9 protein-coding genes are annotated in these 12,083 nt (G+C 46.7%); 7 read left to right on the forward strand and 2 right to left on the reverse strand.

The features are described from left to right. The first annotated feature begins 51 nt into the window (after window positions 1-51). Entirely contained in the window at window positions 52-744 is a 693-nt protein-coding gene (gene pyrF / locus OCU35_RS04950; RefSeq protein WP_017027844.1) for an orotidine-5'-phosphate decarboxylase, read from the forward strand. Window positions 745-1,890: 1,146 nt separating this feature from the next. On the opposite strand, the gene miaE is transcribed toward pyrF, so the two are convergent. Beyond that, entirely contained in the window at window positions 1,891-2,646 is a 756-nt protein-coding gene (gene miaE, locus OCU35_RS04955) for a tRNA isopentenyl-2-thiomethyl-A-37 hydroxylase MiaE (protein ID WP_261825755.1), read from the reverse strand. Between the two features lie 158 nt (window positions 2,647-2,804). Here miaE and cysB point away from each other — a divergent pair, with 158 nt between their 5' ends. Both cysB and OCU35_RS04965 read left to right on the forward strand, forming a co-directional pair. Continuing rightward, window positions 2,805-3,779 carry an HTH-type transcriptional regulator CysB gene (gene cysB / locus OCU35_RS04960; protein ID WP_017027688.1) on the forward strand — a complete coding sequence of 325 codons (975 nt, stop codon included), beginning with the start codon at window positions 2,805-2,807 and terminating at the stop codon, window positions 3,777-3,779. A 51-nt stretch (window positions 3,780-3,830) separates the two neighbouring features. After that, window positions 3,831-5,015 carry a methyltransferase gene (locus tag OCU35_RS04965; protein WP_261825756.1) on the forward strand — a complete coding sequence of 395 codons (1,185 nt, stop codon included), beginning with the start codon at window positions 3,831-3,833 and terminating at the stop codon, window positions 5,013-5,015. A 211-nt stretch (window positions 5,016-5,226) separates the two neighbouring features. Here the strand turns inward: OCU35_RS04965 and ald are convergent, their stop codons facing one another. Beyond that, window positions 5,227-6,351, reverse strand: coding sequence for an alanine dehydrogenase (gene ald, locus OCU35_RS04970; RefSeq protein ID WP_017027686.1), 1,125 nt, complete (start codon window positions 6,349-6,351; stop codon window positions 5,227-5,229). Between the two features lie 157 nt (window positions 6,352-6,508). Here ald and lrp point away from each other — a divergent pair, with 157 nt between their 5' ends. From lrp to OCU35_RS04990, 4 genes are all read left to right on the forward strand, one after another. Further along, complete coding sequence (lrp, locus tag OCU35_RS04975; protein WP_017027685.1) at window positions 6,509-7,000, forward strand: leucine-responsive transcriptional regulator Lrp; 492 nt, start codon at window positions 6,509-6,511, stop codon at window positions 6,998-7,000. A 115-nt stretch (window positions 7,001-7,115) separates the two neighbouring features. Further along, on the forward strand, window positions 7,116-10,019 hold the full coding sequence (locus OCU35_RS04980) for a DNA translocase FtsK (RefSeq protein WP_390208875.1): 2,904 nt from the start codon (window positions 7,116-7,118) through the stop codon (window positions 10,017-10,019). Window positions 10,020-10,052: 33 nt separating this feature from the next. Next, window positions 10,053-10,655 carry an outer membrane lipoprotein chaperone LolA gene (gene lolA, locus OCU35_RS04985; protein ID WP_261825757.1) on the forward strand — a complete coding sequence of 201 codons (603 nt, stop codon included), beginning with the start codon at window positions 10,053-10,055 and terminating at the stop codon, window positions 10,653-10,655. A 9-nt stretch (window positions 10,656-10,664) separates the two neighbouring features. Next, entirely contained in the window at window positions 10,665-12,011 is a 1,347-nt protein-coding gene (locus tag OCU35_RS04990; protein WP_261825758.1) for a replication-associated recombination protein A, read from the forward strand. The last annotated feature ends 72 nt before the right edge of the window (window positions 12,012-12,083 follow it).

Genomic DNA, 12,083 nt, shown 5'->3' on the forward strand with positions numbered 1-12,083 from the left:
GGTTAGAATAGGCGCGCTTTATCCCCCATGCCCATACTAGGAGACCTTTCGATGGATCAAAAAGTGATCGTTGCCTTAGACTATGACAACAAGAATGACGCTTTAAACTTTGTAGACCGAATCGACCCAGCCTCATGCCGCTTAAAAGTCGGCAAAGAGATGTTCACTCTATTTGGCCCTGAGTTTGTTAAACAACTCCATCAAAAAGGCTTTTCTGTATTCTTGGATTTGAAATTTCACGATATCCCAAACACTTGTTCTAAAGCGGTTCGCGCTGCAGCTGAAATGGGCGTATGGATGGTCAACGTTCACGCAGGTGGCGGTGAGCGCATGATGACCGCATCACGTGAAATCTTGGAACCTTACGGTAAAGATCGTCCGCTATTGATCGGCGTTACTGTGCTAACCAGCATGGAACAGTCAGACTTGGCAGGTATTGGCCTAGACGTTGAGCCAAAAGATCAGGTATTGCGCCTTGCACACCTAACCAAGAACAGCGGTTTAGACGGCGTGGTATGTTCAGCCCAAGAAGCAAGCTTCTTGAAATCTGAACTAGGTAAAGAGTTTAAATTAGTGACACCAGGCATCCGCCCAGCAGGCGCAGCCGTTGGCGACCAAAAACGCATCATGACCCCAGTTGACGCGATTCAAGCAGGTTCTGATTACCTTGTTATCGGCCGCCCAATCACCCAAGCCGCAGACCCTGCAAAAGTGCTAGCAGAGATCAACGCGACTTTAGCGTAACTATTTAGCTAAAGGCAAATGTCATCCTGATGAAAATCAGGACCTTAGAAAGTACCTCAGCCAGCAATGTGCTCTCCAAGATCCTAGATAAGTTCTCCGAACTTTCTAGGATGACATAGGCAAAGTTATTACGTACCCGTCATGCTGGAAAATACAAAGTATTTATCCAGCATCTTAGAAAGTTCGAAACTTAGAATAAGTGCTCACTAAGTACCTGATTTTCATCAGGATGACGAGCGTAAGATAGGCAAAATTAGTGCGCTCCCGTCATGCTGGAAAATACAAAGTATTTATCCAGCATCTTAGAAAGTTCGAAACTTAGAATTAGTGCTCACTAAGTTCCTGATTTCCATCAGGATGACGAGGGTATGATAGGCAAAGTTAGTACATCCCCGTCATGCTGGAAAATACAAAGTATTTATCCAGCATCTTAGAAAGTTCAAAACTCAGAATTGGTGCTCACTAAGTTCCTGATTTTCATCAGGATGACGAGCGTAATATAGGCAAAGTTAGCTCGCCCCGTCATGCTGGAAAATACAAAGTATTTATCCAGTATCTTAGAAAGTGCGAAATTTAGAACAAGTGCTCACTAAGTTCCTGATTTCCATCAGGATAACGAACGTAAGATAGGCAAAGTTAGTACATCCCCGTCATGCTGGAAAATACAAAGTATTTATCCAGCATCTTAGAACGTTCGAAATTTAGAACAAGTGCTCACTAAGTTCCTGATTTTCATCAGGATGACGAGGGTATGATAGGCAAAGTTAGTACATCCCCGTCATGCTGGAAAATACAAAGTATTTATCCAGCATCTTAGAAAGTTCGAAACTTAGAATTGGTGCTCACTAAGTTCCTGATTTTCATCAGGATGACGAGCGTAAGATAGACAAAATTAGTGCGCTCCCGTCATGCTGGAAAATACAAAGTATTTATCCAGCATCTTAGAAAGTTCTAAATTTAGAAAAAGTGCTTCCTAAGTTCCTGATTTACATCAGGATGACTCTGATAGCTGATAGCTGATAGCTGATAGCTGATAGCTGATAGCTGATAGCTCAACGCCCACCACTGTCACTCTCTAAGATAACTGGATAACCGCGTCGCGGTTTCCAGTATGACGATTTAACTAGTATTACTGTCTATTTGTTCTTAAACAGGCACACCACTATGAAATTTAAACTCAACATCCGGTGTAGTAATTAATTCAGCCTCAACCCTCGCAAAATATTCTACTCGCTCACTAATGTCTTCACTGGCAATCTGCTGAGCTAAGGTTAGATAATCTTGATAGTGCCTAGCTTCTGAGCGCAATAAAGAGATATAGAAATTCTGTATATCATCATCCATATGTGGCGCCAGAGCAGCAAAGCGCTCGCACGATCTTGCTTCAATAAATGCGCCAATAATCAACTTATCAATGAGTGTCTGTGGTTCATAGGTCTTCACATGCTTAAGCAAACCCTTCGCATAACGGCTGGCGGGTACATGGTTGTACTCAATGTCGCGGCTATCCATGATCTCTAGCACTTGATAGAAGTGATGTAGCTCTTCTTTGATCAGCAACACCATCTTATCGATAAGGTCTTGGCTATACGGTGAATCGGATTGAGCAATAATGCCTTTTGAGATATTGCTTTTACCTTTTAAGGTATTCAGGTCACCAATACCCTTGTAGGCAAATTCTTCATAGGGCTTGAACCATTCCAACAGCTGCTGTTTGCTCTCATTGTTTGCCGCGTATTTACGGATCAGGAACATGGCGGACTGACCGGCTTTTAATTCACACAGCAGGTGGTCGATAAGAACTACAGGCAATCGCTCAGGTTTTTTTGCTTCCTCTATCCATTGTGTTGGAGTAGTGCAGTTGAGAAATTGGTGAATGGGTTCGAGAAGGTGTTGATACATGAGAGATCCATTGTCATTACAGCGATGCCGTAGCCTAAGAAATTTGTTTCGCTGTGTCTATAGTGACCTTATATCATGAATATCAATGAAACTACTTTTCATACTAATCCAAAAACGTTATAACTAATCATTATATGTAAAGGAATACGAGGCATAGCATGAAGCTACAGCAATTAAGATACATAGTGGAAGTGGTTAATCACAATCTCAATGTGTCTGCCACCGCGGAGAGTCTTTATACCTCTCAGCCGGGCATCAGTAAGCAGGTGAGACTGCTTGAAGATGAGCTTGGAATACAAGTGTTTGAACGAAGCGGTAAGCACCTGACTCAGGTGACCCCAGCGGGCGAAGACATTGTCAAAATCTCTCGAGAGATCTTATCTCGTGTGGAATCGATAAAGTCCGTCGCCTCCGAGCACACCCATCCAGAAATGGGCACCTTGAACATCACTACCACCCATACTCAGGCCCGCTACGCACTTCCTGATGTTATCAAAGGCTTTACCGCGAGATATCCTAAGGTTTCCCTACATATGCACCAAGGGACACCTTCACAGATGTCTCAGGCCATTGCCAAGGGTACTGCCAATTTCGCTATCGCGACGGAGGCTCTACACCTTTACCATGATGCCATCATGCTACCGTGCTATCACTGGAATCGCTCAATAGTGGTGACGCGTGACCATCCGCTGGCCAATAAGGCGAACGTGACCATTGAAGACCTTGCCGCATATCAACTAGTGACTTATGTCTTCGGCTTTACCGGGCGCTCGGAGCTAGATGCAGCCTTCAACAATGCTGGTTTAACACCACGAATCGTATTCACCGCCACCGATGCTGATGTCATCAAAACCTATGTGCGCATGGGGATCGGTGTGGGCGTTATCGCGAGTATGGCCATCGATGAAGAGCAAGATAAAGACTTAGTGGCGATTGATGCCAGTCATATCTTTGGGGCAAGCACCACCAGTATTGGCTTTAGACGAGGCACCTTCTTGCGTAGCTACATGTTCGATTTCGTGGAGCGTTTCGCGCCGCACTTAACCCGTCCAGTGGTAGAGCAGGCGATTTCGTTGAAAAACAATCATGAAATCACTGAAATGTTCAAGGATATTGAGCTTCCGGTCCGTTAAACATTCCTAATTGATTCGCTTCCCTCTAAAATAAACACCTTAGGGGGAAGCATGCTCACACACTTTACACCGCTCGATCATCTATTGCTTAAATGCCAACACTTTTGGCGTTTTGAGCCTTTTCACGAGAGTCGCTCTCGACAACACCGATTTGCGGATACGCCATTGGCAACCTGGCTTGACGGTTTATCTGCGTCCGATGCTCATTCCCTAAAGCACGACGTATCGAGTGTGTATCAGCAGCTACAAACATTTATACCCGAACTTAAGGATATAGAGCCCTTAGTGACGCTTGAGCACTCATCGACAACGCCACTAGAGCTTGATTCTCATCTTGCCACTGGAATACCCGGAAGAAAGCTAGAACAAATCACGGCTATGGGCTCTCGGGCGCTCTCAGCGCATTCAGGCGCGGAGTGGTTAGAGTGGTGTGCCGGTAAGGGATTCTTAGGGCGAATACTCGCGCATCATTCGGGGCAGGCGGTGACCAGTTTTGAGTGGCAACAGCCACTTTGTGAGCTTGGACAGGCCGAGGCTCACAAGCAAAATCTTCCTGTCACCTTTATTCAGGGTGATGCCTTTAACTGTGACCATCAACATATATTTAATCACAAGCAACATGCCGTCGCTTTGCATGCCTGCGGCGATTTACATGTTTCTTTGATGGAGCACGCGATGGATCACCAGTTAGCCGCGCTATCAATAGCGCCTTGTTGTTATCACTTAATACAGGATGAGCAGTATCAGCCTCTTTCGAGTTTGGGAAAGCAGTCAGCTTTAGCACTATCCAAGTCAGAGCTGCGTATTCCTTTACAGGAAACGGTCACCGGCGGCGAGAGAGTGGAGCGCCATCGATATCAAGAAATGAGTTATCGACTTGGGCTGGATGAGCTTTTACGAGAAGAGCTAGGCTTGAGCGAATATCAACCCATTCCAAGCGTCAAGAAGTCTCAGTTGCAGCTTGGGTTCATTGAGTTTTGTGAGTGGGCGGCGCAGCGAAAGGGCTTTCAGTTACCCGATTGTGATTTTAAGCGTTATCAAAGACTAGGAGAGGCGCGTTTTGCGCGAATGGAAAAGCTCAGCTTAGTGCAAATGGCTTTTCATCGACCATTAGAGATGTGGCTTATCCTAGATAAATCTCTCTATCTGCAAGAGCACGGCTATAAGGTTCATCTAACGGAGTTTTGCGAAAAAAAAATAACACCGCGTAATATTCTCATACACGCGGTGTTATAGCTGACAGTCTGATCCCGTCATCCCCGAGTGCTCTTATCGGGGATCTTCACAACCAAGAGATTGCCGATAAAAGACCTCGGCAATGACGCGCAGGATAATGGCTAGTCGATAGCTGACAGTCTAATCCCGTCGTCCCCGAGCGCTCTTATCGGGGATCTTCACAACCAAGAGATTGCCGATAAGAAACCTCGGCAATGGGTGTCCGGCGTTATTAAGAAAATAGTGCTATCGCCTTGCTAGGCTCAACATATTCTAGGTTGAAGTTGTCGGCGACTTCTTTACATGTCACGACACCATGAATGACGTTAAGGCCGTTCAGGAAGCCTTTGTCTTCAGTAAGCGCTTGTCTATAACCCTTGTTTGCCAGTTTGATGATATAAGGCAGGGTCGCGTTATTGAGGGCAAAGGTAGAGGTTCTAGCTACCGCGCCAGGCATGTTTGCTACGCAATAGTGAACCACATCATCGACAATATAGATTGGATCAGCATGAGTCGTTGCATGGGAGGTTTCAAAGCAACCACCTTGGTCAATGGCCACATCCACGATAGCGGCACCAGGTTTCATTGATTCAATGTGTTTTTTTGTAACAAGTTTTGGCGCTGCAGCACCTGGAATCAATACCGCGCCCACAACCAAATCGGCTTCTAATACATGACGACTTAGTGCTTCTTCAGTGGAATAAACTACTTTTGCACGTCCTTGGAACTCTTCATCAAGAGCGCGAAGCGTATCAATGTTTCGGTCAAGGATAGTCACATCAGCACGCATACCGACAGCCATTCGAGCGGCGTTTGAGCCAACAACACCACCGCCAATGATCACCACTTTTGCAGGCTCAACACCGGGTACTCCACCCAGCAAAAGGCCTCTGCCAGCATTGGATTTCTCTAAGGCTTGTGCACCGGCTTGGATGGACATTCTGCCCGCAACTTCTGACATTGGTGCAAGAAGAGGTAGCTGATTTAAGCGGTCGGTCACGGTTTCATACGCAATGCATACCGCTTTGCTATTGATTAGTTCCTCAGTTTGTGGAAAATCAGGAGCTAAGTGTAAATAAGTAAACAAGATTTGCCCTTCGCGAAGCATTGCTCGCTCAATGGCCTGAGGTTCTTTTACCTTCACGATCATTTCTGCCTGAGCAAAGATTTCCGTTGCGGCTGGAAGAATGGATGCACCTGCTGCGATATAGTCATCGTCGCTGAAACCTATGCCGCTGCCGGCTTGCGTTTCAACTATAACTTGGTGTCCGTTAGAGATAACTTCTCTCACGCTGGCTGGGACCATACCAACTCGGTACTCATGGTTCTTAATCTCTTTAGGGATACCAATTATCATCCTGACTCCTTATTGTTTTCTAGTTATAGTAACTGCATAAATTGCTTATGTGGGGTGTTATCAACTAGTATAGAACCGTTTATTCAAAATTTGATGCTGAATATTTTAATATTGTAGTGTATATTGTTGCAAGGAAGTAAAAAGGTGGAACAAAACCATGTTAGAAGCGAGTAAACCGTCCAAGGAACTGGACCGTATAGACAGAAATATTCTTAATGAACTGCAAAAAGATGGCCGAATTTCTAACGTAGAACTGTCTAAGCGTGTTGGTTTGTCGCCAACCCCTTGCTTGGAAAGGGTAAGACGTCTTGAGCGTCAAGGTTATATTTTAGGATATACCGCACAACTTAACCCCCAATATTTAGATGCCTCTCTACTGGTATTTGTAGAGATCACCCTAAATCGTGGTGCGCCAGATGTATTTGAGCAGTTCAATACTGCAGTACAAAAGCTAGACGACATTCAAGAGTGTCATCTTGTTTCAGGTGATTTCGATTACCTATTGAAAACACGTGTATCTGATATGGGTGCCTATCGTAAATTGCTAGGCGACACCCTGCTACGCCTGCCGGGTGTGAATGACACTCGTACTTATGTCGTCATGGAAGAAGTGAAGCAGAGCAATAACCTAGTGATCAAAACTCGCTAAATTGCTGATTCCCTGAGGTTCTATTTGGGTTTTTACCTCAGCATGTGTTTAAATGAAGATAATCACGGGCGACATTAGTCGCTCGTGTCGTTTATCCGACTAAGACCCGCATGCAATGGATATGTTGAAAAGAAATCCCAAAATTCGAACAGTAGTTCACAAGTCTCCTCACAAGGCCAAACCCAATCTCACCGGCATTCAACGCCTCAGAGAAGGGTGTCTTATCATTGGCGTATTGCTTGCTGTCCTTATGGCAGTATCACTGATTACCTTTAACCCAGCAGATCCTTCATGGTCGCAAACGGCGTGGGGTGGGGAAGTGAAGAATGCGGGTGGCCTAATGGGTGCCTGGATAGGTGATACATTGTTATTCACCTTCGGCGTTCTGGCCTATTTTGTACCAGCCATTATCGTTCTACTTTCTTGGATTGTATTTCGTAAACGCACAGACACAGAACCTGTAGATTTGATGCTATGGGGCACGAGGTTGCTTGGCGGTGCACTGTTAATTGTAACCAGTTGTGGCCTAGCGGATCTGAACTTTGATGACATCTGGTACTTCTCATCCGGTGGCGTGGTGGGTGATGTGATCACCAGTCTGGCACTTCCAACGCTCAACAGCCTAGGCAGTACCCTTGCGCTGCTATTTTTCTGGGGCGCCTCTTTTACTCTGTTTACCGGTATCTCTTGGCTATCGATTGTTGAACGCATCGGTCAGGGCACCTTATGGTGCGTGACCTCTTGCTTGAACTTTGTCCGTGGTGACAAAGAGCAAGTGCTTGAACCTACGCGCCTTGACGATCAAAAATTGGTTTATGCAGATACTTCTCCAGAAGCTCTGCAACCTACGTTAGAGAATACTGAGAGTCCGATAACAGAAGATCCGTTGCTCGCGCCATCTACTGAAGCGCTTGCAGAAGAAACCCCATACAAGATCTATATGCCTGAGGACAGCGAAGACGAAACCTTTACCTTCGATAGAACCAGCAACCTCAATGCGCCGATAGATCAGCTTGAGCGCGATGCCCAACTGGCGAATGATTACGCGGATACTGAAGAACCGACAATAGGTACAGTTACTCAGGCCCCAGAATCTAACCAAGATCCAACTCCAGAAATGGTGATTCCTGAGGTGGAAGAGCATTTTTCTGCCACGGAAGAGATAGTAGAAGAGAAGCCAAGCTTCCAGCCTCCAACGCTAGACCGTGATCCGCTACTTGAAGATGAACAGCAACATTCACACAATCATGACGCAGAGCTAGTCGGAGATTCTTCTGACTTTGATATTGTCGAAGAAGCAGAAAAGCCACAGCCAAGCATCTCTATGGAATCCCTTGATGAGGTGGAAGAGCAGACTGCCGCTTCTGAACAAGAACAAGCGCAAGAACAAGATGAAGAAGTCATCGTTGAAGAGTTAACGGATGCCGAAGCCTTTGCTAAACAAATAGCCGATGAGAAAGCCAGACAAGCGGCCTCTCAAAATCCATTCTTGATTCGTAAAGATGCTGACCTACCCGTGCCAACCAGTCCAATGCCGACGTTGGAACTGCTTTATCATCCTGAAAAGCGTGAAAACCATATTGATAGAGAAGCGCTGCAAAACATAGCGCGTCTTGTTGAGTCCAAACTGGCGGACTACAAAATTAAGGCAGCGGTCGTAGGTATTTTCCCTGGACCTGTTATCACTCGATTTGAACTAGACCTTGCGCCAGGGGTCAAAGTGTCTAGGATTTCCAGTTTGTCCATGGATTTGGCGCGTTCGCTATCTGCATTAGCAGTGCGTGTCGTTGAAGTGATTCCTGGTAAGCCTTACGTGGGTTTAGAGCTTCCAAACATGACTCGTCAGACGGTATTTTTGTCCGATGTGGTTTGTAGCCCGCAGTTTATCGAGAATAAATCGCCAACAGCGGTAGTGCTGGGTCAAGACATTGCCGGTGATGCGGTTGTCGCTGATTTGTCTAAGATGCCGCACGTGTTAGTAGCCGGTACTACAGGTTCGGGTAAGTCTGTAGGTGTAAACGTCATGATTCTGAGTATGTTGTATAAATCAACACCAGATGATGTGCGTTTCATCATGATTGATCCGAAAATGCTAGAACTTTCTATCTATGAAGGAATTCCTCATCTGTTGTCCGAAGTGGTTACAGATATGAAGGATGCGTCGAATGCCCTTCGCTGGTGTGTGGGTGAGATGGAGCGCCGTTATAAGCTAATGTCCGCCCTTGGCGTACGAAACTTGAAAGGCTTTAACGAGAAGCTGAAAATGGCGGCGGATGCAGGACATCCAATCCATGATCCACTGTGGCAACCGGGCGACAGTATGGATCAAGAAGCGCCATTGCTTGAAAAACTGCCTTACATCGTGGTGGTGGTTGACGAATTTGCCGACCTTATCATGGTGGTGGGTAAGAAGGTTGAAGAGCTGATTGCTCGTATCGCGCAAAAGGCGCGTGCGGCGGGTATTCACCTTATTCTGGCCACGCAGCGTCCATCGGTGGATGTGATTACAGGCCTGATCAAGGCGAACATTCCGACGCGTGTTGCGTTTACGGTATCGACCAAGACTGATTCACGAACCATCCTAGATCAGGGTGGCGCAGAGTCGCTGCTAGGTATGGGTGACATGTTGTATCTACCACCTGGCTCTAGCCATACCATTCGTGTACACGGCGCGTTCGCTTCAGATGATGATGTGCACGCGGTAGTGAATGACTGGAAGGCGCGAGGTAAACCTCAGTATATCGATGAGATCACTAAGGGTGAACAGTCGCCAGAAACCTTGCTTCCGGGTGAAAAAATGGAAGGGGAAGAGGACACGGACCCGCTGTTTGACCAGGTGGTTGAGCATGTTACTGAGACGCGTCGTGGCTCTGTGTCAGGCGTGCAGCGTAAATTTAAGATCGGTTACAACCGAGCTGCTCGCATAGTAGAACAACTTGAAGCGCAAGGTATCGTATCGGCTCCGGGGCATAATGGTAACCGAGAGGTACTTGCACCGCCGCCAATTAAAGATATGTAATAGGGCCTCTTGGCCCAGTATTCAGAGAGTAGTATGAAGAAAATATTAGTAAGTTTATTGGTGTTGGTTTCAGGCGCTGTGTCTGCCAACCCTCAGCAAGAGCTTGTACAACGCCTTGATAAAACCGATGGCTTTACTGCGCAGTTTTCACAAACCGTTGTGAGCCCAGATGATGAAGTCGTTATGGAAGGCACGGGTTCCGTTGAGATCGCAAGGCCGAGCCTCTTTCGCTGGACCACCAATACACCCGACGAAAACGTATTAGTGTCTGATGGCGAAACACTGTGGTACTACAGCCCGTTTATTGAACAAGTGAGTATTTACTGGCAAGAGCAAGCCACAGAGCAAACGCCGTTTGTACTGCTAACCCGCAATAAAGCCAGCGATTGGGACAAATACAACGTAATTCAAAATGGCGATCGCTTTACCTTAACGCCAACGGACGAAACCTCTACACAGGGCCAGTTTCAAATTGACATCAACAAAGCGGGAGCAATCTCAGGCTTTAACGTGGTGGAGCAAGATGGTCAGCGCAGTAAGTTTACCTTTAATGACTACCGTGCCCAAACACCGGCTAAGTCGCGCTTCGTATTTGAAATCCCAAATGGGGTTGAAGTTGACGACCAGCGTAACTAAACCTATATCATGAGCAATATGCAATTTGATTTCTCAACGGGGGAGGATTTTCGTCCCCTTGCTGCGCGCATGCGCCCAAGAACCCTTGAGGAATACATAGGTCAACAACATGTCTTAGGCCCGGGTAAGCCCTTATATCGTGCTTTGCAGGCAGGACAGCTTCACTCCATGATCCTATGGGGCCCACCCGGCACAGGCAAAACCACATTAGCAGAGGTATCCGCAAGCTATGCCGATGCTAGGGTAGAGCGCGTGTCTGCCGTGACCTCTGGGGTGAAAGACATTCGAGCCGCCATTGAAAAGGCACGTGACAACAAGATGGCGGGACATCGCACTATCTTGTTTGTCGACGAGGTGCATCGCTTCAACAAGAGCCAGCAAGACGCCTTTTTGCCGCATATTGAAGATGGCACGGTGACCTTTATCGGGGCAACCACCGAAAACCCTTCCTTTGAGCTCAATAACGCACTGCTATCGCGAGCGCGAGTGTATAAGCTTGCCTCCCTCGATACGCAAGATATCGAGCAAGTGATTCAGCAGGCCTTAAACGATGATGAGCGCGGTTTAGGTAAGCTTAAGGCGGAGTTTATCGGTGAGAGCGATCAGCGCTTAGCGGAACTTGTCAGCGGTGATGCGCGTATGGCGCTGAACTACTTAGAGCTGTTGTTTGATATGGCGCCAGAGAAAAACGGCATTAAGCAAATAGACCTTGAACTGCTCGCACAGGTAGCAGGCTCTAAGGTCGCACGCTTCGATAACAAAGGCGATATTTGGTATGACCTGATTTCTGCGGTGCATAAGTCAATTCGAGGCTCAAACCCTGATGGGGCCTTGTATTGGAGTGCTCGTATGATCAAGGCGGGTTGTGACCCTTTGTATATTGCTCGGCGTTTGCTAGCCATTGCATCTGAGGATATTGGCAATGCTGATCCCCGTGCCATGCAAGTGGCGATTAGCGCGTGGGATTGTTTTACACGCATAGGTCCTGCAGAAGGCGAAAGGGCTCTGGCGCAAGCCGTGGTCTATTTAGCGTGCGCGCCAAAGAGTAACGCCGTTTACACAGCGTGGAAACAAGCGTTGCAAGATGCAGACGACACATCAGAGCTAGAAGTGCCACACCACCTCCGTAATGCACCGACTAAGTTGATGCAAGAATTAGGCTATGGTGAGGAGTATCGTTATGCTCATGATGAACCTGGCGCTTATGCGGCAGGGGAATGCTATTTCCCTCCAGAAATGAGCGAGACTCGCTACTATTTCCCAGAAAATCGTGGCCTAGAAACAAAAATTGCTGAAAAGCTGAACTATCTCCATTCTTTAGACGAAAAAAGCACACGAAAGCGCTACAAAAAGTAGTGTTTTTTAGATATCTTTGTTCGATTGAAATTTTACCCTTTTTAGCTCCTTGAGAGTTATCGTTAACTACAC

The organism is Vibrio breoganii, assembly GCF_024346795.1.
Taxonomy (GTDB): domain Bacteria; phylum Pseudomonadota; class Gammaproteobacteria; order Enterobacterales; family Vibrionaceae; genus Vibrio; species Vibrio breoganii.